The sequence below is a fragment of the Pseudobdellovibrio sp. HCB154 genome (genome assembly GCF_046267985.1).
Classification (GTDB): domain Bacteria; phylum Bdellovibrionota; class Bdellovibrionia; order Bdellovibrionales; family Bdellovibrionaceae; genus Pseudobdellovibrio.
Genome location: NZ_CP176530.1, coordinates 1,188,695 through 1,207,010 on the forward strand (window position 1 = coordinate 1,188,695; position 18,316 = coordinate 1,207,010).

Annotated in this window: 19 protein-coding genes; 15 read left to right on the plus strand and 4 right to left on the minus strand. The window is 39.8% G+C overall.

Annotated features, from left to right (window positions below):
• The first annotated feature begins 1 nt into the window (after position 1).
• Positions 2-421, plus strand: a complete 420-nt coding sequence (locus ACKWCF_RS05925; RefSeq protein ID WP_409479783.1) for a DUF3617 domain-containing protein — start codon at positions 2-4, stop codon at positions 419-421.
• Entirely contained in the window at positions 406-960 is a 555-nt protein-coding gene (locus tag ACKWCF_RS05930) for a 3'-5' exonuclease (RefSeq protein WP_409479784.1), read from the plus strand. The genes ACKWCF_RS05925 and ACKWCF_RS05930 overlap by 16 nt, the downstream gene beginning before the upstream one ends.
• 2 nt (positions 961-962) lie before the next feature.
• Here ACKWCF_RS05930 and ACKWCF_RS05935 read toward each other — a convergent pair whose 3' ends face one another.
• Entirely contained in the window at positions 963-1,775 is an 813-nt protein-coding gene (locus ACKWCF_RS05935; RefSeq protein WP_409479785.1) for a murein L,D-transpeptidase catalytic domain family protein, read from the minus strand.
• Between the two features lie 225 nt (positions 1,776-2,000).
• On the opposite strand from ACKWCF_RS05935, the gene ACKWCF_RS05940 reads away from it, so the two are divergent.
• Positions 2,001-2,279: a hypothetical protein gene (locus ACKWCF_RS05940; RefSeq protein ID WP_409479786.1), complete on the plus strand. Its 279-nt coding sequence runs from the start codon at positions 2,001-2,003 to the stop codon at positions 2,277-2,279.
• A gap of 4 nt (positions 2,280-2,283) precedes the next feature.
• Here ACKWCF_RS05940 and ACKWCF_RS05945 read toward each other — a convergent pair whose 3' ends face one another.
• Together ACKWCF_RS05945 and ACKWCF_RS05950 are read right to left on the minus strand one after the other, a co-directional pair.
• Entirely contained in the window at positions 2,284-3,114 is an 831-nt protein-coding gene (locus tag ACKWCF_RS05945) for a PA2778 family cysteine peptidase (protein ID WP_409479787.1), read from the minus strand.
• 2 nt (positions 3,115-3,116) lie between these two features.
• On the minus strand, positions 3,117-3,491 hold the full coding sequence (locus ACKWCF_RS05950) for a PA2779 family protein (RefSeq protein WP_409479788.1): 375 nt from the start codon (positions 3,489-3,491) through the stop codon (positions 3,117-3,119).
• Between the two features lie 269 nt (positions 3,492-3,760).
• Here ACKWCF_RS05950 and ACKWCF_RS05955 point away from each other — a divergent pair, with 269 nt between their 5' ends.
• From ACKWCF_RS05955 to ACKWCF_RS05970, 4 genes are read left to right on the plus strand one after another with little or no spacing between them, the layout of a single operon-like run.
• A complete protein-coding gene (locus tag ACKWCF_RS05955; protein ID WP_409479789.1) occupies positions 3,761-4,003 on the plus strand; it encodes a hypothetical protein in 243 nt (80 codons plus the stop codon).
• 58 nt (positions 4,004-4,061) lie between these two features.
• Complete coding sequence (locus ACKWCF_RS05960; RefSeq protein WP_409479790.1) at positions 4,062-4,793, plus strand: molecular chaperone; 732 nt, start codon at positions 4,062-4,064, stop codon at positions 4,791-4,793.
• 4 nt (positions 4,794-4,797) lie between these two features.
• Positions 4,798-7,251, plus strand: a complete 2,454-nt coding sequence (locus ACKWCF_RS05965; RefSeq protein ID WP_409479791.1) for a fimbria/pilus outer membrane usher protein — start codon at positions 4,798-4,800, stop codon at positions 7,249-7,251.
• Positions 7,244-8,185, plus strand: coding sequence for a hypothetical protein (locus ACKWCF_RS05970; protein WP_409479792.1), 942 nt, complete (start codon positions 7,244-7,246; stop codon positions 8,183-8,185). The genes ACKWCF_RS05965 and ACKWCF_RS05970 overlap by 8 nt, the downstream gene beginning before the upstream one ends.
• Before the next feature lie 62 nt (positions 8,186-8,247).
• Here the strand turns inward: ACKWCF_RS05970 and ACKWCF_RS05975 are convergent, their stop codons facing one another.
• Positions 8,248-8,730 carry a hypothetical protein gene (locus ACKWCF_RS05975; RefSeq protein ID WP_409479793.1) on the minus strand — a complete coding sequence of 161 codons (483 nt, stop codon included), beginning with the start codon at positions 8,728-8,730 and terminating at the stop codon, positions 8,248-8,250.
• Positions 8,731-9,045: 315 nt separating this feature from the next.
• On the opposite strand from ACKWCF_RS05975, the gene ACKWCF_RS05980 reads away from it, so the two are divergent.
• From ACKWCF_RS05980 to ACKWCF_RS06015, 8 genes are all read left to right on the plus strand, one after another.
• The gene (locus ACKWCF_RS05980; RefSeq protein ID WP_409479794.1) at positions 9,046-9,870 is read left to right on the plus strand and encodes a DMT family transporter; all 825 of its coding nucleotides are present in this window, start codon (positions 9,046-9,048) and stop codon (positions 9,868-9,870) included.
• A gap of 161 nt (positions 9,871-10,031) precedes the next feature.
• Positions 10,032-11,840 (plus strand): DUF2334 domain-containing protein, encoded by a 1,809-nt coding sequence (locus tag ACKWCF_RS05985; protein ID WP_409479795.1) that lies wholly within the window; start codon positions 10,032-10,034, stop codon positions 11,838-11,840.
• Positions 11,837-13,579: a hypothetical protein gene (locus tag ACKWCF_RS05990; protein ID WP_409479796.1), complete on the plus strand. Its 1,743-nt coding sequence runs from the start codon at positions 11,837-11,839 to the stop codon at positions 13,577-13,579. The genes ACKWCF_RS05985 and ACKWCF_RS05990 overlap by 4 nt, the downstream gene beginning before the upstream one ends.
• Positions 13,579-14,850 (plus strand): glycoside hydrolase family 113, encoded by a 1,272-nt coding sequence (locus ACKWCF_RS05995; protein ID WP_409479797.1) that lies wholly within the window; start codon positions 13,579-13,581, stop codon positions 14,848-14,850. Before ACKWCF_RS05990 ends, ACKWCF_RS05995 begins: the two co-directional genes overlap by 1 nt.
• Before the next feature lie 136 nt (positions 14,851-14,986).
• Entirely contained in the window at positions 14,987-15,457 is a 471-nt protein-coding gene (locus tag ACKWCF_RS06000; protein ID WP_409479798.1) for a hypothetical protein, read from the plus strand.
• A gap of 104 nt (positions 15,458-15,561) precedes the next feature.
• On the plus strand, positions 15,562-16,197 hold the full coding sequence (locus ACKWCF_RS06005) for a hypothetical protein (RefSeq protein WP_409479799.1): 636 nt from the start codon (positions 15,562-15,564) through the stop codon (positions 16,195-16,197).
• Positions 16,198-16,273: 76 nt separating this feature from the next.
• Positions 16,274-16,945, plus strand: a complete 672-nt coding sequence (locus ACKWCF_RS06010) for a dienelactone hydrolase family protein (protein WP_409479800.1) — start codon at positions 16,274-16,276, stop codon at positions 16,943-16,945.
• Between the two features lie 47 nt (positions 16,946-16,992).
• Complete coding sequence (locus ACKWCF_RS06015; protein ID WP_409479801.1) at positions 16,993-18,312, plus strand: APC family permease; 1,320 nt, start codon at positions 16,993-16,995, stop codon at positions 18,310-18,312.
• Positions 18,313-18,316 lie beyond the last annotated feature (4 nt).

Here is an 18,316-nt window from a genome sequence, read left to right on the forward strand (position 1 = left end):
TATGAGATTATTATTTATTGTTTCACTGTTAATTTCAGCAAAACTTTACGCTCAATCATTTGAGCCAGGTCTTTGGAAATCAAAAGAGTCAGTTAAAATAGCGGGTATTCCACTTCCTTCAACTAGCGATGAAGAGTGTTTGACTGCTGCACAAACTAAAGATGCCAAAGCTACAATTGAAAAAGAATTAAATAAAAAAGGCTGCAAGTTAAATTCTTGGGTAGTTAAAAATAAAAAATTAGACGCAAGCATTACTTGTAAAAACAAAGACCTCGATGCTGTCGGAAAACTGGGTGGTATTTTTACCAGCAAACATTACGAACTTAAAGGTGAAGCCGAAGGCACATACAAAGAGATGATTCCGGCTGTGGCCGATATCAGTTTATCAGGCCAGTGGGTTAAAAAATGTCCGAAGAAGTAAAGCCAGCATTAAAGTTTTTAACTTTTCCTGGAAAAATTCACCTCATTAAAACCGATGCTGAGCTTGAAGCTGTTTCAAATCAGTTACTTGAAGCTCAAGAGCTTGGCTTTGACACTGAAACAAGGCCGGCCTTTAAAAAAGGTGAGTCGTATAACGTGGCTTTACTTCAGTTAGCCACTGAAACAGATGCATTTTTAATTCGCCTTCATTTCATTAAGAAATTCGAAGTTTTTAAAACAATTTTTGAAAATCCAAATGTGGTTAAACCCGGTGTGGCGATCAGAGACGATCTCAAACAACTGCAAAAACTTTTTCAGTTTACGCCGCAGCACTTTGTTGAATTGCAGGGCTTAGCCAAAGCCCGAGATCTTAAAAATTTTGGCTTACGTGGTATGACAGAAGAAGTTTTAGAGGCCACCATTTCAAAAGGTCCAAAAACCACAAATTGGGAAGCTTTTGAGCTCACCGAGCGGCAATTGATGTATGCCGCAACCGATGCGTGGATTGGTTTAAAGCTTTATCAAAAGCTAAAGATTTAAAATTATTTTTTACCAGCTACAGGGGCTTTGCGAGCTGACTTGCGCACAGTCTCTTCTTCGCCATCGTAATCTACGTCAGCGTCATCATTGATGGTTTTATCTTCTAATAACTTACCCGTTTTCATGGCTTGCTCAGCTAAGTCTTTATGGTAAGCATAGATTACGCCACCGTTGCTGAAATCAGCATTCATACGTTTCATTAAAGCTGTTGATACAGCCGGGCAACCCCAGCTTCTGCCTAAGCGGCCTGTTTGTTTTAAGAATTTATCTGAAACGTAGTTTGCGGCATGCATAACAACATCACGTTCAGCCGCTTTGTTATTTGAAGGGTCAAGGCCGTGTAAGTTTAAAGAAGCACCATGGCCACCGCTGTAAACGCTTCCACCTAAGTAAAGACCTAAAGAAGACATTTTAGAATTATTGATATTAGAAAACTTAGTCGCAAAACGAACGCCCGAACCTTTGCCATGAGCTACGTGATGAGCTGTAAACTGACCCGTTTTGACGTTCATCACATAAAGACGGCGTACATCAGATGGTTTAGTGAAGTCGATAATCGCAATCCAGTCTCCTTTAACAGTAATATCTTTCGTGGACATAACGGCTTTGTTAGAACGGTCTTTAGCTGCGACCTTAGTGGCTTTACCAGCGTTAGCATTTAAATAATCGTAGATACGTTTTAAAGGAATTGCTGGAGCACCCTGTTTTACAAAGCGATTAAAAATAGATTCACCTTCGATTTTTAGATCATAAAAATTCGCGGCAAAGCTTTGTAAAGTCACAAATAGGGTCGTTAGAAATATTAATTTTTTCATTAAACGTTCCTTTAAAATTCTCAATAGCGAAGGACTTCTTTGCGAGAAGTATTCCTAGGTGAAATGTTGTTTAATCGAATAGAGCTTGTGCAGATGTCCAAAATGTAGACATTCGGGCGTAGCTAGTCACTCTGTGGCAGAAAAATCGGGGTATTTTCGGGTTGCATTCATAGTCAGACGCGGTACCGTTAATCTATATAAAACTTCTTTTAGAAAAGGAATTCTATGAAAAACGTTTTAGTTATTTCAGCTCTTGTTCTTGCTTCATCAATCGCATCAGCAGTTACAGTTCGTGGTTCTGGTCGTTTGTATGCTAACAACACAACAATCAAAACAGTTAAAGACGCTTGTTCTGCAGCTACACAATCTGCTGAAAAATCTCTTAACGAAAAATGTTCGTTATTAAGTGGCCAAGTTTCTTCAGATGTTAAATTAACTGTTGATCCAGTTGCTACATCTTACGAAAGCTTCTGCACAGCTTACGCTGAAGCTAATTGCCAATAATTTTTTACTGACCTCTTAAGGCTTGCGAAGCAATCTGTAAATTCGTCTTCGCTTCTTTTGATTTTGGGTAAAGCTCGGTGGCCGTTTGTAAATAGCGGACGGCCATTTGATACTGCTTTAAGTTGTAATAAATATTTCCTAATCCAATTCTTGCGATCAAACTTTTTGGCCAACGTTTTAAGATCGTTAAATAAGCCATCTTCGCTTCTTTGTATTTTCCTATTTTTTCTAAAGCCGCAGCGGCCCGTAAATGTGTGACTTCATCGGCACTTGTTGAAAGTTCGTCAGGACGTAAAATCACTAAGCCCCAGTAATTGGCTAACTTCCACGAAAGCTCAAATTCACTTATTTCTATAATGTCGTTAGGATTTGGGCCTGAATGTAAGGTCAAAGTTCTTTTTTCTAAATCATAACCTGTAATCAAAGCATAATGCCATTGCGGCGCCCACTTAATACCTAAGTTTTCAAACACGATCACCGGGTAACCTGATTCTAATTCTTTAAGTAGGTTGGTTAAACCCGTGATCTGAATCGCCACAAAGCCTTGACGGCGGGCAGAGGCGATCATCGCTTCTTGAAGACTGCCTTTGGCATTCGGTGAATAAACCTGATCCGTGATTTGTTTTAAATCGTAAGTATTTCCGGTGGCTCCAATAGCCATCGCTAAGGTCGCTGGCCCGCAATGGCCAGCTTCTTGATTAATAAAAGGGGCTGCGTTTGTAACAACAGGTTTTAAGTTGTTGCTCGAGCTAAAGAACTTGTCTGTTTGTATCGTGTTCGAGGCGCAGCCCGTAAGCCAAGTCACTAACATTAAAAATAGTATTCGTATTTTCATAACTAAATTCTTTTAATAAGGAAAATAATTAAGACGATTAATAAAATCGTAACTAAGATATCACCACCATACTGAGCCTTATCAACTTGAGTAGATAAGTTCTGCAGCTCTTGATCTGAAAGTGACATCACACGCGCTTTCGCTTCGGCAAGCGATAAACCTTGTTCGACTAATTTAAGTTCAACATCTTTTTGACTTAAGAAATTGGCTACTTTTTCTTGAGCTAATTTTCGATCAAAATTCTCAAGCACTTCAGATGTTGAAATCATTTTTTTCTGAGCTTGAATCGTTTCAGCCAGCACAACATTTGGTAAATGCGACAGTGAAAGAGACAACACAGCTACAGTAAAAAAACCGCAACGACTTTTGACTCGCATAGAAAAACTCCTTTTTTCTAATATTATCTAAGCGTAACATGATGTTTGATTAAAGCGTGTTTGAAGAAAGCGCAATGTCGCAAAGTGATCTTTTGAAAATTCAAGAGTTCGGATTATCGTTAAACCTGTCGACAAAAAATAAATGAAAAAGTTTTGTTGATGCAAAAGTGTAAAGTCTTACACGAGATTTGCTGAACAGGATTGGTGAGTCAAAATGAGACACTGGGGCAAATCTAAAGTCCTATATACTTAAGTCCGAGAAGTGCACTATGAAGATCTTTGCAGTCGTATTATCTTTCGCTCTTTGGTCTAGTCACTTCGCTCAAGCGGAATCTTTACATTTAGCTGGTGTGGTTCCTTTAACCGGCGAAGTGCAAATCATGCACGATAAAAGTGGTAAGCTTGTCGTAAATAAAAAAGGTTTAAACAATTTAAAACTAAAAAATGTTAGGGCACGTCAAATTGCCTCTGTAGATACCCCCATTTCGTGGGTGGTTTTAGAAGCCCCTTAAAAGTACAGTTCTTATTAAAATCATGGCTGATGCTACTGAATTTCTTTATCCTTAAGGCATGAGAAATATTTTGTTTTTTTCGCTTCTTGTAGCGTCTGTAAATGCTTTGGCTTTTAAACTTTCACCCATGGTTGTAAACTTCGCGCCTAACGGAAGCAAAGCCACCCAAGTTTTAACTCTTGAAAATAATGCTAATGAAAAAGTTCCGGTGCAAGTCGAAGTCTTTACCCGCGAAGTTGATAGCAAGGGTGAAGAAGTTCGTAAGCCAACAGAAGACTTTAACGTTTATCCTGAACAATTAGTTTTGCTTCCAAATGAAAAACGCAATGTGCGTGTGACTTATACTGCGGGTAAGAATGCGGGTGTTGAGCAAGCCTATAGAATCGTAGCTACGCAAGTTCCGGTTGAGTTTAAAGACCGTAATGCCAAAGCGCAGACCAAAAAAACGAGCTTAAATTTTTTAATTCAGTATGTAGCGTCAGCTTACGTAGCACCAGAAGGAGTTTTTCCAAAAGTTATCATTAAAGATTCACAGCTTGTATCGGGCAAAAAACTAGCGGTCACCATCGTTAACGAAGGTTCAGCTCATAAAGTTCTGAAAGCTAAAACATTAAGAGTTTTATCAGGAAAAGATAAGCTTATTGAAGTTGCAAATCCGACTGAGCTAGATGCGGTAAACTTTTTAGCTAAAACTGAGCGCACAATTACTTTTACCTTACCTAAAGAAGTTAAAGTCGATAAATCAACAAAGATTACAGCAGAGTTTGATTACTTAGAAACTGGTGATTAGAAAAATGTTCGGTAATCATTTACTTCTTCTAACAACACTGGGGGGATTTTTTCTTTCCCAGTTGGCTCAAGCTGCGGGGCCTTTTCCAACAATGGAAAAGCCGTACTTAGTAGCGCCTGTTGTTGTTGATAACGCTGTTCGTGAAGAAGCTTGGGTTTACCCCCGTGAAAATGTTGAAACCGGCGAGCGTGAAGTTTTTGTTGAGGCTATTCCACTTTTTAATTTGTTAGAAGGAAAGCTTAATGAAGATAGACTTGAGAGTTTAAAAAAACTAGTAACCCCGCAAGGCACGCTCAGTTTAAAAACTCTGCAAGCGTCAGGTTTATCGGCCCAGTTTGATTTTAACACTCTAGAACTCGCGATCACGATTCCATTGCGTTATCACGAAACCACAGATTTGCAGCTTCATAAAACAAGCACCAAAGAAAAAGTTTTACGTCCCGAACCACACAGTGGTTATCTCAATTTTCGTTTCAACCAAAGTTATCATCATGAAGCCGATGAAGCTCTTCCGTTTACGGCACGTACGGATTTAGCTGAAAATATCAATGGCTATGTTTTAGAATCATCGGCAGACTATCAAGACCGCACGGATTTTAAATGGCGTAGGCAAGACACGCGCTTACGCAAAGACGACGAAAACAGAATGATTCGTTATACGTTAGGTGATCTCTCTTTATCAGGGCAGGGGTTGCAGCAGGTTCCAGCGATCGCCGGTGTATCAGTGGTGCGTGAGTTTGCTATTCAGCCTTATAGAACTTTACGCCCGATCAGTGCGACAGAAGTTTCTATTAAAAGATCGTCGATTATTAGCGTTTATATTAACGGGTTTTTATATACTGAAATTCGCGTAAACCCCGGCGTTTTTAATATTCGTGATTTTCCGTTGGCCCTTGGGCAAAACAATGTGCGTATTAAAGTGCGTGATGATTTAGGCCAAGAAGAATTTTACGAATTTTCAATGGTCTTTGAAAATAGCATTTTGGCTAAAGGTTTGAGTGAATTTACTTACAGCGCAGGTATGCCTTGGGTAAGTGCTGCCGCGGATCGGGCTTACGATAACGAACATTTATTCACGCACCTGTATCACCGCTATGGGGTAACAGATAGTTTCACAGCCGGATTAAATTTTCAAAATTTTATGGATCAAGCTTTAGTGGGCATTGAAGGATCGGGCGTTACAGGGATTGGTTATTTATCGGCTGAATTTGGACGCTCATCACATCCCGGACGTACAGGATTTGCCCAGCGTTATCAGTATCGCAGTTTTAATCGAATTGATGGAGATTTGTTTCCCGTTACATTTAAAGCGGAATATGAAAATCATAACGAAGATTTTTCTGCTGTAAATACAATAGGAATTTTTAATCCAAGTTTTAAAAATCGCTATGATGCCCAGGTGAGCTACCAACCGGTGAATTATTTAAAAAGTTTATCTTTAAGTTTTAATGGCGGGCGTATAGAAAACTTCACGGCCGCAAATCAAAGTTATTACGGCGCCAATTTTGTTTTTCATTTTTGGACAACTTGTCGTCTGGAGTTAGGTTATACAAAAACGTTTGGGCAATCGCCTGAAGACCGCGGTCTTTTATCTTTTAACTGGGTTGAACCACGTGGTCTTTACAGTGCCAATGCGTACTATGATACTTTAAATCATACGGTAAACTTAGCCGCAAGTCGCAATAACACTTATAAATATGACGACTATCGCTTAGCGTTCAGCGGGCAAAACAGTGATGCCGGAAATGCTGTTAATGCTTGGGGAGAATATTTAACTCAACCAGCCAGTGTACGTTTAGAACAATATTCAAGTGATATTAACGGAACTAAAGAAAACATCACGACCGTAGGTTTAAACACGGGCGTTGCTTGGACAGGTTCAACATTAAACGGCCATCGCATGGCTTTCACGCAACCGATCGGTGATAGTTTTACTTTAGTGCGTGCAGAAAACCTTCCGGAAGGCCATGCTGTAAAACTTAATCCTATCGATAGTCACGGTGAGGCTGAAGTTAAAAATAACCGTAACGTGGTTGTTCGCGATCAGACCTCTTATTATAATTATAATTTAAACGTTGATACGACAGCGCTTCCTGCAGGTTATCCTTTAGATAAAGAATATTATAAAGTTCAACCAACTTATCGTAGTGGTGTGTATGTTCCGCTTAAGTTCAAACAAAAAGTCGTCATCAAAGGGCGTCTTCTTGATGCGCAAAATAATCCGCTCTCTTATGTGGCGGGTGATATTGTAAATGCACAAGGTGAGCTGGTGGATAATTCATTTTTTACAAATAAACAGGGTCGCTTTTTTATCGAAGGCTTAGAGCCGGGCAGTTATAAAATTGTCACTGACCGCGCCGAGTTAGATTCGATTTCGGTTGAAGTGTTAAAAAATGAAAACAACACTCTGGATTTAAAAGATGTGGTTGTGCCAATTTCTGGAGGAGTTAATGATTAATTCTTTAAAGACTGCAGGATTATTTTTTATTTTAATTTCAGCTTTAAGTTTCAGTGTGTCAGCTGATGAATGCACCAATATGCAATTGCAGCCAATAAACACGGTTTATAATTTTACTTCAGGTTATACGGTAAATCCGTCAGTGGTTGTTAAAGCGAATACCAATCCCGGTGGCTGTAATTTCTTTTTAACTGTCAGCTATGGCGGTGGAGGCTCTTTTGCAAACCGCCGACTTTTTTTTGCGGGCAATCCGTGGCCAGTGCGTATCACTAAAGATTCTGCGGGAACGAATCATTTAAAAACTTTAGCGCAGGCTACAAGTAATAATGATATCGTACCCGGCGTACTACCAGCATTTAGCGGCAGTGATACACAGGTTACGGTGAATTTTTGGGCCGAGCTTTTAAATGTGTATGCTAGTCGCCCTGCAGGTTATTATGCAGATTCGTTTGTGGTGAGCTTGTATAAAGGTACGCTTGCAAGTAATAGCTTACAGGGAACGTTTAATTTAACCTTAGGAGTGAACGCCGTTAAAACGGTTGATATTTCAATTGTACCAACCGGTGGCTCTTTTAACTTAGCTGATACGACTGAAGTTTTAAACTTCGGCCAACTTTTGCAAGGAGCAACACGCTCAGCGGATGTAATTTTAAAATACAACGCCGGATATATTCTTAAGGCGTCGTCATTGAATAACAGTCGTTTAAAACACGCGACGCTTAATAGCTACGTTCCATACACAATTACTTTTGCGGGTTCTACAGTGAATCTAACCAACAGTGCAGTAACACCTGTGACAATAAATCAAGGTACGGGAACTTCTCCAGCCAATGGAACCATCTATAATACGGTAGTGACTATTGGAAATTTTCCGTCCAATCAAAGCAACGGAAGCTATGCAGACACGATCACTCTCACAGTGCAATCGCCTTAAAAAATAGGGCTGCTCTACATGGAGTATAGGCAGCCCTTGACGAAACTAAAAGAAAAGAAAAATTAGTTAGCTACGATAGAGATCGTTAAAGTGTCTTCGTATAAACCGGCTGGAGCTGTTGCAAATGCAGTTACATCAGCAGCTACGGCTGAAGTATCAGTTGTTAAGCCAGTTAATGCAGTTACGTTTTTAACTTGTAATGGAGCTACCGTCGGAGTTACAGCGGCAGCGCCATCGTAAGCGATTTTATAACCAGTTTTAGCCGCTGAATCAGAAGTATTAACTAAAAAACCACCCGTCGGTGAAGAGATAAAGATCTTATAACCATTTAAGTTATTAGATGTCTCAGCAACTGAAGCTACGTTTTTACCAGATTCGCCGGCAACGATATTTAAAGTTGTATTGTTAGGGCTATTAGCTGTTACGACGATGTCGTTTACCGCGGCCACTGTACCTTGTAATAATAAAGTACCTGTAGAGGCTGCTAAAGTTTGTACGCTAAATGCTAAAACGGCTAAAACCGCTACTAGTTTAGTTTGTTTCATTCGAGGTTCTCCTTCATATGTATGGAAATTTCCATATTTGTTAACGAGCTAATTCATTCCACTAACCGTGCCAGCAATTTTTTTAGGTGCCGACAAATATATTTGGGACTAATGATGGCAGGGGGTGTGCAACGATTTTACACCCCCGTGTAACAGCGGCACTGGTCCAGCTTTTTAGAGCAGTTTCTCGAGTGAAACAACAGATTAGTTGTGTAGTTTTCTTAACAAAAAACTACACAAATTCACTCGTAAAACTGTGATGTTTTGGTCACAAGTTGATTTGCGTTTGTTTGCAAAATTATTTACAGTTTAATTATGCAAAGATCTTATGTTCTGGCACTTGGTGCGATATTTTTATGGTCCTCGTTAGCTTTTTTAGGGCAGAAAGTTTCGGCCATTCCTGCATTTTTATTAGTGGGAATCACCCTGTTTCTGGGTGGCCTGTGTTCTCTGCCTTGGTGGCGCCAGTGGCGGGTTTCAAAGAAAACTTTAGCTATCGGAATTTATGGATTGTTTGGGTATCACTTTTGTCTATTTATGGCGTTTCGGTTGGCGCCCGCTGTTGAAGTGAATTTAATTAACTACTTGTGGCCGTTGCTGATAGTATTGCTCTCGCCGATGTTTTTTTCGCACGTCGCTTTAACGAAAAAGCATATTATCGGTTCGGTGTTAGGCTTTGCCGGTGCTTTATTGATCGCAAGTAAAGGATCAGTCGTTGTAACCCAGGATAATATTTTCGGATATTGTTTAGCGGCTGCCGCCGCATTTATCTGGGCCAGTTATTCACTGCTTTCAAAAAAAGTATCTGATATTACAACGCCGACGATTGGTTTATTTTGTTTGTTATCAGGAGTTTTATCTTTAGCGTGTCATTTTATTTTCGAGCCGTCATATCCGTTGCAGTTATCTGAAGTGCCCACACTTATTTTGTTGGGAGTAGGGCCGATGGGAGCCGCTTTTTTTCTTTGGGATAAATCTTTAAAGCAAGGCGATCCGCGTATTATCGGTTCACTGTCGTATTTAACACCGCTCTTATCAACACTGTTGTTAGTCGTATTTGCTGGCGGCGCATTTACGGCGATGACATTGATGGCGATGGTGTTGATCATTAGTGGCGCCGTAATCGGTTCAATCTCGTAAAGTTCTGTTCAACAAAAAATGCAAAGCGTGAAGTTAAGAACTAGTCAAAGCCCAACAATCATTTGGGGAGATTTACCTCTTCAAAAAAATTAAATTCTAAAAAATTGCCTTAAGCTTCTGTTTGAACGAAATAAACGTCTCAAACAAACGTTAAGGTAAAAATGAAAACAAAACTACTTGCTCTTCTTGCTCTTGTGATTATGGCATCTGTCTCTGAAGCGCAGATCTCATTAAAAAATGTTTTTCCGTTAAAATCGTTTAACTCAACAGCGCTTGGGCCTTGTGTTCAAATCTTTTATGACCAATCCAAAGATCCCAAGTACTGGATGGGAAGAACCTATTCCATCTTTTTACAAAATTTATTAGCTCATTTTCCAAAGTACCAACAAATCACAGGACCGATTGAACAATACCAAAAGGGCGACTTAGACCGCTGTGCTGCAAGCTTCTATATCGGGTCGTATTTTGAAAATGGAATTCCTAAAGAATTTTTTGAAGACTATGCAGCCACAACAAAACCCGTGATGTGGATGGGATATTCAATTTGGCTTCCAGGCCCTGATTATTTTCACAATATCTTTGGTTATAGTTACTCAGGTTTAAGCAAATTAAACAATGAAGCTCGCGATGCTAAAGGTAAGCCCACGTTTTATAAATTTGCTTCTTATAAAGGTGAAACATTTAGAAAATTCGGTGAATTTAGCCGAACTGATCCAACTCAGTTTTTAGCTCCTTTTGAAAATGTGATTTTACGAAAAACTAATGATAATACAGATACGCAGATTATTTCTGAATTAACCCATAACGGTACAAAAGAAAAAATTCCGTATGTGCTTAAAAATAAAAATCATTTTTACGTAGCTGATGTGCCATTTAGTTTTATGCACGAAGCAGATCGCTTTTTAATTGTGGCTGATCTTTTATTTGATGTGCTTGGCGAAAGCCCTATGCATAACGAAAAAGTTGCTTTTTTACGTATTGAGGATGTTTCGCCGTATATCTCTTTGCCATTTACTTATGATTTATTAAAAGTCTTAAAAGAAGAAAGTGTTACGGCTAATGTTTCGATAGTTCCGATCTTTACCGATCCACTTCGCTATTACCCATCGACCAACACCTTTATTACGATGGAAAAAGCGCCTGGCTTCATGCTTTTAGTCGAAGACTTTAGACGTCTTGGGCATTCATTTATCTGGCATGGAGTCACCCATCAGTACGAAGATATTCCAAATCCTTACAATGCCGTTTCAACAGATGACTTTGAATTTTGGATGGCAGCCCCACTGAATCAACCAGTTCCTAAAGATAGCGCCACATGGGTGTTATCGCGCTTACAAGAAGGCTTGTATTCGCTAGCTCAAGGTGGAATTAAACCTAACACTTGGCTTACGCCGCATTACCAGGCTTCAGCTTTAGATTATTATATTTTCGGCCGCATTTTTACGTGGAACGTAGGGCGTGTGATTTATTTCGATCACAGCGCTCAGAATGTTCCACCATATTCTTCCGATTTATTAATGTCATCAGATACAAGTACTAATCAAAAACGCCTGCAGGCTTTTCGTAATATGAAAGTGCAAACCATAGGTCCGTGGAATGGGCAGATGTTTCCGTATTTAATTTATGGTGATGTTTACGGGCAAAGATTAGTTCCTGAAAATTTAGGAAACTCGCAGCCCTTTAAAAGTGAACACGTTGTTTGGCCTCGCACGCTAGATGAAATTCTTGAAGATGCGAAACGTAACTTAGTCTTACGTGATGCCTGGGCTTCGATTTTTTATCATCCTTCACTGTTAGATAACTTACAAAACGGTGGGCGCGGCCAGTACCCAGGCGACCCTCATGATCTGCGCCGTTTAGTTAAAGGCATTAAAGGTATGGGCTATCGCTTTGTGAATATGGATGAAGTGAATCGCCGCTGGCAATTACCAATTAGAAAAGAAACTTTAACCTTGGAAGGTACAAGATGAGATTTTTGAGTTTGATTCCCATTGTTTTTCTGGCAGCTACGCAGGCTTTTGCAGCTCTTAATTTGGCTGAGCCTGAGGTTCTTTTAACGAAAGCTCGCCAAAGTCGTATTGATTTGCGCGATGTCGTTTTTGATATCGATAAAAATATCGTTGAATTTACAGAACTTGAACAAATGGATAAGTATCTCTTCATTTTACCAGAGCTTCAGTATTTATCAGATCAGTTTATGTTAGATGATCTTTACCCGAAAGCTGTGAAACGTTTAGGTGAATCTATGTTCAGTGCGGCGATTAAGTGGCTTGACGTGCGTACTGTTCCGGAAGAACAAATTCTTCGTTACGCTGCTTACGCTAATTTTGATTTAGCCTTTCGCTATGCCGATTCAATTGCCGATGTTTTAAATAAAGAACGTAGCCAAGAAAAACTAATTCAAGGTGCTAATAATGTTGAGGCCTTACATCAACTTTTTCTAAAGACCTTACCGAACCAGCCAGGTCTGGAAGGGAACTTAAGAAATATTCTTTCTGATTTAGCTAATAAACACTTAAGCCGTCCAGGCTTAACTGAAGAGCAGACTTTATTTTGGATCGGAAAAATTTCTTCAACTTACGGGGTAACGACTTACCTTGATGTGATCGGCAATAAAATCATTTTACTCAACCGTGAAAACGCCATGGAGTCACACCTCTACGCGACTCGTTTATTACAACTTAGAGAACGTATGTTAAAACTGGAAAACGAAATACCTGGATACCTTACTACCAATGTCAGCGACAAGTTAAGTGAGCTGATTCAAAGAATGATTCTTTTACAAATCGTTTTTGAACCGAACGAATTTGAAAAAATTCTGTCTGCTATGGCACCGAATACAGTACGCCAGCTATCACAATCCATTATTGCACGTGATAGTGAAATTCCAATGCATTACGGTGATGAGTATATTCGCCTGATGCAAATTCTATTAAACACGTTGCAAATTTACGGATTTGATTTTGAAGCTAAAGAATTTGGTCTATACATGCAGCGCTCGATTGCGCCGATTATGATTAAACGCTATTCAGCCGAAGGAAATTTCAATCTTAAAGATCACACAGGTAAGGCTTGGATTTTCTCTATCGTGCAAGTGCGTAAAAATATGCACTATGCAGCTCTTGGAACGGAAGACCGTTCAATTTTTAAAAGCTTTTATTATGTAAATTATGATTTTAAAAACAAAAAATTCGTTGCCTTTGAGCGTGGTCCAGATTTAGACGGAAGCGCCAATCAAGTGGTTAGTTTTAGAATTACTGCTGAAGGTACAATTAAGTTTGAAGATCTTTACTCTTTACGTGACGTAAAAACTTTAACTGGAAAAAAAGTAAGCTTAATGCCGCTTTATAATGACGGCGTAGAAGACACTTCAACAATTACCGGCCGCTATAAAGGTTCAATCACGATTAAAGAAGGATCAACCAGCAAAGCTGAACTGATTATTTCGGTGATGAATGGTTTTGTCATGGGTCGCTTAAACTTGTCAAAAGATGGAATGGTGTACGCTTCGTTAGATTACAGTGTGGGAAGTGATATCGTTACAGGCCGCACGGTGCATTTAACGACAGGTAAATTGGCTTCAGGAACTTGGAGCCATTTACGTCTTGGTTATTACGGAGATAAAGTTCGCGGCGTCATGATTCAGGGCGGGCGCGGAACGATTTCAGAAGAATTTGAATTAACACGCGTACCGGAAGAAGGTGAATAATGAAAAAGTTTTTTAAATATCTACTATCGTTAGGCCTGCTATTGAGTGTTCAGGCTAAAGCTGATTTAGCCAATGTCAGTGGCGGTTTTAATTTAACTGAAACAGATGAGTTTCACTATGATGCCAGTGTTGATGGTACAAAAACGCCAGCGCAGGTAGCGGTTGATCATATTAAGCGTTTAGGCGGAAAGCATGTTGAGTTAAACGTACGTGCCCGCATGATCACGGGTACAGGAACAGAAATAGTTCCGGTCACAAAGCCAGCCGATCGCGCGGATGAAGCCAAGCGCATGATTCGTCTTATGAAATACATTAAAGAGCAGGGTATGACTGTCGGCATTCGCCCGATCTTTTTTGTCGTAGGTCCGAATGGAGAATTTCCGTATTATCAAATCATGCCGGATGGGCATCGTAAACACTGGTGGCACGGAAATATTCAACCGGTTGATCCAGACCGTTGGTTTGATAGTTTTCGCACTTATTTAGATGTTTATATTACGATTGCAAATATTGGTAAAGCCGATGAATTCACAATCGGGGCTGAGCTTTACAGTATGACCGTGGGGATTGAGGACCAATGGCAGGAATATCAATACGGATTTCCTGGCCGTTGGTTGGCTCTATTACGGTACGTAAAAATGAAACTTCCGCGTGCGATGCTGATGTATGATATTAACTTTACCGATGATTCAAATACCAGCGGCGGATTTCAAAAATCTGGTGGAGAGCTAGAGCGCTGGCGTTACCGTTTAGTTGACCTTGCAAATCCAACAGATCCTGAAGAATTAAAAATTTGGCAAGACTTAGTTCAGTTTTGGCGCGAGCTTGATGGTATCGGCATTGATATGTATCGAAGCCTTGCCAGTCGTGGGCAGGTGCCACCGACCAACTACAACGATCTGGTAAAACTCTTACGCCAAAGAGCTGATTCGTATGCTTCGCAGCTTGATACAGCTTGGACAGAAATTTCTTTAGTGACTGAAGTTGAAAAGAAACTTTACTTTAAAGAAATCGGCTATCGTTCAGTGCAAAACGGATTTATCGACCCATTCACTTTCGCAGATAATGATCCGCGTGTGAATATCATGCACCAAGCAGCTGCGTATGATGCCTTCTTTGGAGCGTTTTGGGATGCAAAATGGCCATGGTTAGGCGGTGTTTTCTTCTGGGATGTATCTGTAGACCCAAGTAAACACACGGGCAAAGATTCAGGTTTTAGTCCGATGAATAAAAAGCAAACTGAAGAGGTTATTCTAAAACGTTTTAAATAAAAATCTCAGTCTCTGTAAAGAATTATTTTTACAGAGACTGTATTTGTCTCATTTTGCATCGATAAATAATTATTTACAAATATACTTTAGTCTAGTTGATGAAATGTCGATAATTTTCCCAAACGAGGGGAAATTAATGAAGTATATTCTTTTATTAGCATTCGCTTTATTCCAGTTCAGTTGTGCGACGATCATCAAATCAGAAGGCCAAATGGTTGAATTCTTCGGTGGTGATCCTCAAGGCACTCAAGTTAAAGTTCAAAATATGACTTACAATCTGCAAAATGGCAGTGGTGAATTTTATATTCGTCGTGCGAAACAGAATATTCCTATCCAGGTGACTTGTGCTGGTGAAACGAATGATAGCGCCATTGTGACTAGCTACGATGCTTTAGCTGGCGTTTTTGGAAATATAGTCTTTGGTGGAATCATCGGCATGGCTATCGATGCTGGTAGCGATAAAACTTATAACCCGCCACAAAGATATGATGTTTCCCCGCTTTGTGCTTCATCTCCAAGACAAACAACGATTACCGTTCTGGAGACTCCCAAAGCTGAACGGGCGCCAGCCCACGAGCGTTTTCCAATTCGTGCTGAGCACTTTTAAGAACTAGTCTTTATCAGGCTTTAAAGTCTACCGAAAACCTAGCTGTGAGACAGCTGGGTTTTTTATTTTGTATAAGTCTGTTAATTCTGTGCGGATGCACACCTATGCCCAAAGCTTCATTGGTTCAAAAAAAAGACTATGACTCTTGCCCTGAGGGTTTTTCTGAAGTTCCGCTAACTACAAAAAAATGGAAAACCGAATACGCCGGCTATGGCAAAGTTGTCTATCGTCAAAATATGATTTTTATGGAGCCGAAAAAAGCGCGTACTCCGCAAAGCACACACGCAAGTCTTGTCTTATCAAAGTTTGATATTAACTCAGAAAATTTTGATATTGTTGTTGATTATAAAAACGAGACAGCTTTAAGAAAACAAAATCCAAACCCATGGGAAGTGTTCTGGCTTTTTTTTAATTATGTGCCAGGTGTTAACAATGTTAAAACGACTAATTATGTTGTGGCCAAACCAAATGGGATTGAAGTGGGGCGGGCCGCTGGTTTAACGGATCAAGCCTTTATTAAAACAACAGAATCTCCGCAAGCTAAATTCGACGAGTGGCACCGTCTACGGGTGCACAAAACAGACGGTGCTCTCAAAATTTATTTTAATGAAGAGTTTGTATTTGATATTCCAGCAAATCAAATCTTCACCGTAAAAGGAAAGCTAGGGCTTTATTCAGAAGATGCTTCTGTGGTCGTTAAAAGAATCTGTTTAAACTCCGACATTCAGCTGCGCCACTAAACCTGAGGCTGTCAGGGCAATGTGGAACAAATAATGGAGTAAAACCCATGGTCTATGGATTGCTGTTTAAAGGCGTATGCTTTTTAAAGAAATAGAAATCCCTATTGCAAATGAATCTGTTAAAGGCGATTTAACGGTGTTTCCCAAAATGAAAGCGGTTATTATTTTTGCCCATGGCAGCGATAGCAGCCGCAAAAGTCCACGCAATCAAGCTGTGGCCCAGTATCTAAATGAGAATGGCTTTGGAACATTTTTATTTGATCTTCTGACAACCGAAGAAGCTAAAGATCGTAAAAATGTTTTTAACATTGATCTTTTAGCGGATCGTCTAGTTGTAGCCACCAGATTTTTACGCAAGCTCCCTGAGGTTCATGAAGAAACACGTTTTGGATATTTCGGCGCAAGCACTGGAGCCGGCGCAGCCATTAAAGCGGCGGATTTAATTTCTGTTGAAGAAGAAATTTATGCTGTAGTTAGTCGTGGCGGACGCCCTGATTTAGCAGGCGATTCGTTAAATACTTTAAAAACGCCAACTTTACTTATTGTCGGCGGTAATGATGCTGGTGTGATTGAGTTAAATGAATTAGCCGAAGAAAAACTTAGCAATTGTATTCTGGTGATTATTCCAGGGGCTACGCATTTATTTATTGAACCTGGTACTATGGAGCAAGTTTCAAAAAAAGCGCTGGAATGGTTTGAACAACAGCTACCGGAAGAGCTTTATCCATTTCCTGAAATGTCAGTCTAAACACTTTTTTGTAGTCAACGGGGCGTTCTTACCCCTAAGCTTAAGTTATGACTGCACAACACAACCAACATTTAGTCCGTCGAATTTCATTAATCTCGTTAATTTTTTACGGTATCGGAGACATTCTTGGTGCTGGAATTTACGGCCTTGTGGGTAAAGCCGCAGGTATTATGGGAAATGGAATTTGGTTAGCTTTTTTAGTCAGTGCACTCGCTGCGATTTTTACTGGTTTAACTTACGCCTCTTTGGGATCACGTTACCCACGCGCTGCGGGGATTGCTTACATTCTTAAAAAATCTTTTGGCTCTTCGTTTTTAGCTTATGTGTTTGGAATTATGGTGTTGTGTTCGGGATTAGTGTCAATGGCCACAGCCAGCCGTGCGTTTTCTGGTTATTTAACCGGAATGATTCCCGCTCTTTCATTAAATGTCGGTATTTTAATATTTATCGCTCTTTTAACTTTGATTGTTCTTAAAGGAATCAAAGAATCAATGTGGGCCAATATTATTTGTACGGTGATTGAATTGTCAGGCTTGCTTTTAGTGATCGCTTTTGGATTATCGTTTATTGGCGATAGTTCGTTAATTGATTTTACCACTGAGGCAAATCCAACAGGGCAGTTACATGTGCCGATGGTTTTTTCTGGTGCGATTCTGACATTTTATTCATTTATGGGATTTGAAGATATTATGAATGTGGCTGAAGAAGTTGAAAATCCACAGCGTAATTTACCGATTGGTATTTTAGTTGCGGTAGCGGTTTCATCAGTGATTTATATGTTAATCAGTATTATCGCTGTTTCGGTTATTCCTGCGGGTGAGCTTGCGAAAAGTACGCAGCCACTGGTTGATGTTATGGCAAAAGCAGCACCATGGTTTCCAGCAAAGATTTTTAGTTTTATTTCGATGTTTGCGATTGCGAATACGGCGTTATTAAATTTTATCATGGGTTCGCGTTTAGTGTACGGTATGTCTAGAGAAAAACTTTTACCAAAATTTTTAGGCTATGTTTCAGCTAAAACACACACGCCGGTCACAGCTATTTTAGTTTGTATCGGCGTCGTTCTTCTAATGGCTTTTACTGGTGATATTGCCATTCTTGCTAAATCATCAAGTTTATTACTGTTAACTGGATTTTTTATGATGAATATGAGTTTAATTATTCTTAAACGTCGTAAAAACGAAGAAAAAGGGCGTTTTGAAGTGCCTTATATTATTCCGGCATTTGGTTGTGTTTTAGCGATCAGTTTAATTTTTTCTGCTACATTTGAAGAAGCGCAAAGAGCGATGGGTGTTTTTGTCGTGGGTTGTATTTTATATTTCATACTTCGCCCGAAAGCCGAAGCTATTGAAAAAATGCAAGGCTAGTAGC

Coding starts and splice junctions, on each gene's coding strand:
- ACKWCF_RS05925 (WP_409479783.1), top strand. CDS start 2: ATGAGATTATTATTTATTGTTTCACTGTTAATTTCAGCAAAACTTTAC.
- ACKWCF_RS05930 (WP_409479784.1), top strand. CDS start 406: ATGTCCGAAGAAGTAAAGCCAGCATTAAAGTTTTTAACTTTTCCTGGA.
- ACKWCF_RS05935 (WP_409479785.1), bottom strand. CDS start 1,775: ATGAAAAAATTAATATTTCTAACGACCCTATTTGTGACTTTACAAAGC.
- ACKWCF_RS05940 (WP_409479786.1), top strand. CDS start 2,001: ATGAAAAACGTTTTAGTTATTTCAGCTCTTGTTCTTGCTTCATCAATC.
- ACKWCF_RS05945 (WP_409479787.1), bottom strand. CDS start 3,114: ATGAAAATACGAATACTATTTTTAATGTTAGTGACTTGGCTTACGGGC.
- ACKWCF_RS05950 (WP_409479788.1), bottom strand. CDS start 3,491: ATGCGAGTCAAAAGTCGTTGCGGTTTTTTTACTGTAGCTGTGTTGTCT.
- ACKWCF_RS05955 (WP_409479789.1), top strand. CDS start 3,761: ATGAAGATCTTTGCAGTCGTATTATCTTTCGCTCTTTGGTCTAGTCAC.
- ACKWCF_RS05960 (WP_409479790.1), top strand. CDS start 4,062: ATGAGAAATATTTTGTTTTTTTCGCTTCTTGTAGCGTCTGTAAATGCT.
- ACKWCF_RS05965 (WP_409479791.1), top strand. CDS start 4,798: ATGTTCGGTAATCATTTACTTCTTCTAACAACACTGGGGGGATTTTTT.
- ACKWCF_RS05970 (WP_409479792.1), top strand. CDS start 7,244: ATGATTAATTCTTTAAAGACTGCAGGATTATTTTTTATTTTAATTTCA.
- ACKWCF_RS05975 (WP_409479793.1), bottom strand. CDS start 8,730: ATGAAACAAACTAAACTAGTAGCGGTTTTAGCCGTTTTAGCATTTAGC.
- ACKWCF_RS05980 (WP_409479794.1), top strand. CDS start 9,046: ATGCAAAGATCTTATGTTCTGGCACTTGGTGCGATATTTTTATGGTCC.
- ACKWCF_RS05985 (WP_409479795.1), top strand. CDS start 10,032: ATGAAAACAAAACTACTTGCTCTTCTTGCTCTTGTGATTATGGCATCT.
- ACKWCF_RS05990 (WP_409479796.1), top strand. CDS start 11,837: ATGAGATTTTTGAGTTTGATTCCCATTGTTTTTCTGGCAGCTACGCAG.
- ACKWCF_RS05995 (WP_409479797.1), top strand. CDS start 13,579: ATGAAAAAGTTTTTTAAATATCTACTATCGTTAGGCCTGCTATTGAGT.
- ACKWCF_RS06000 (WP_409479798.1), top strand. CDS start 14,987: ATGAAGTATATTCTTTTATTAGCATTCGCTTTATTCCAGTTCAGTTGT.
- ACKWCF_RS06005 (WP_409479799.1), top strand. CDS start 15,562: ATGCCCAAAGCTTCATTGGTTCAAAAAAAAGACTATGACTCTTGCCCT.
- ACKWCF_RS06010 (WP_409479800.1), top strand. CDS start 16,274: ATGCTTTTTAAAGAAATAGAAATCCCTATTGCAAATGAATCTGTTAAA.
- ACKWCF_RS06015 (WP_409479801.1), top strand. CDS start 16,993: ATGACTGCACAACACAACCAACATTTAGTCCGTCGAATTTCATTAATC.